Here is a 1884-nt window from a genome sequence, read left to right as displayed (position 1 = left end):
CCCCACACACCACCGCCACCGCACCCGGATCCGCAACCACCGACGCCGCCAACAACTCCGGCAACGACACCTCCGACACCGACACCCCACCCACCACCGGAGTCAAGCACTCCAACTCCGCCACACCGATCACGGCGAGCGGTGTGCCGGGGTCGGCGGCGAGCAGTTCGTCGATCAGTTCGACGACGCCGGCGTGATGCGACCGCAGGTCGTCGTCGCGGTAGCGGTACGGGTTGGCCTCGAACTCGACGATCGTCGACGTCGGCGTGCCACTCCGGTACACGTTCACGGACAGGTCTGGGACAGGACCGGTGGTGAGGATCCGGAAGTCACCGGTCAGCGACCCGAAGGTGAGATCCTGATCGAAGAGCATCACGTTGATCATCGGTCCCGAGATCCTGCGGGCCTCGGCGGACACACCCAGGTCACGCAGAATGTCCTCGACGTTGCCGCGCTGGTGCCGCATTGCCCCCATCAGTTCGTGCTGGACCCGGGTCACGAGGTCGCCGACGGTGTCGTCGGATCGGACCTGCACCCGCAATGGCGCAACGTTGGCGAGCATGCCGCCGGAACGGCGCAGTACAGCGGTGGTGCGCGCGGACAGCGGAATGTCCACGAGCACGTCCTGCCGTCCCGTCCGCCGCGAGAGGTAGCAGGCGAAGGCGGCGATCAACGCGGCTGCTGCCGTCGCGCCCGGCCGGCCGTCGGTGTCCTCGAGCCGTGCGACGGTATCGGTGGACAGCGCCGCGCGCACGGTCAGGCTGTGGGCGGCGGGTGGAGCCTCGATGTCGGTCAGGGAGGCGCCGTTCGTGCGTGTGTGGAGACGTTCGGCCCAGTAGTCGCGGTCGGACGAGAACCGGTGGGACGCCCGGTAGTCGCCTTCGAGGCGGTGCAGGGTGTGCAGGTCGGCTGCACGGTTCGGTTCGAGCTCGAGACCGTGGACCGCCGCGGTGTACAGGGCGGCGACACGGTTGACCATCGTCATCGCCGCGTATCCGTCGAGGGCGACGTGGTGGATCCTGCTGTACCACAGGTGCCGCTCGTCACCGACCCGCAACAGTGACGATTCGCACAGATAGTCGTGCTCGAAATCGACTCGTGCCGTGTAGTTCTCCTGCATCCACGCCTCCGCGGCGGCCATCGGGTCGGATGCACTGCGGAAGTCGACGATTCCCATGGCCGCGTCGGCAGGCGGATCGACCACCTGATGCGGCTCACCATCGACGTCGACCAGGCGCAGGAACACCGACTCGTATTCGTGGCCGGCAACGAGCGCTACCTCACGGAACAGATCAACGTCCAGCTGCCCGTGGATGTCGACGTACTGCGCGATGCAGATCGGGACGTCCGGGGCGAGTTGCTGCGCAAACCACAGCCCGTGCTGCGCCGCGGACAGCGGGAACGGATCGGTTCGATGCTCTCGGTAGTTCGCTCGCGCAGCGTGTTCCATCAAATCACCAACCGGGGTGCTTGCGCCGCTGGATCGACGGCGGGACGCTCGGTCCTTGTGGGCAGGGGCAGCCGGATATACCGACGCCACTACGGTCCCGCGGATCGCCTTGCGCGAAAACACACCCTAGGTGTGTGGTGTGGGCACCCTGCACCGCCGGCACAACCCCACGACGAGGATGCCGGAGAACTATGCTTGGCCGTGAGCGTGTTCGAGGCGCGATGACCTGGAGCGCCGCCGAGGAGGTCCGCGATGAAGGCGATCATCCACACTCGGTTCGGCGGACCCGAAGTACTCGAACTCGCGCAGGTCCCGAAGCCGACACCCAAGGACGGCGAAGTCCTGGTGAAAGTCCACGCGACAACGGTGACAACAGCGGAATGCAAGATGCGCCGCGGCGAGCCGCTCTGGGGCCGGTTGATCCTCGGGCTGCG

1 protein-coding gene and 1 pseudogene are annotated in these 1884 nt (G+C 67.0%); one reads left to right on the top strand and one right to left on the bottom strand.

The genetic code is table 11. The annotated features are described in order from the left end of the window. The coding region (locus AC1D1G_RS44765; protein WP_477956893.1) for a condensation domain-containing protein at nucleotides 1-1450 on the bottom strand (1450 nt) is incomplete at its 3' end. A 252-nt stretch (nucleotides 1451-1702) separates the two neighbouring features. Here AC1D1G_RS44765 and AC1D1G_RS44760 point away from each other — a divergent pair. Then, nucleotides 1703-1884, top strand: a pseudogene (locus tag AC1D1G_RS44760) (NAD(P)-dependent alcohol dehydrogenase); the annotation flags it as partial.

Source organism: Rhodococcus sp. P3_B8 (genome assembly GCF_056402775.1).
Note: the sequence above shows the minus strand (reverse complement) of the source record. Positions and strands in the feature narration are given on the sequence as shown.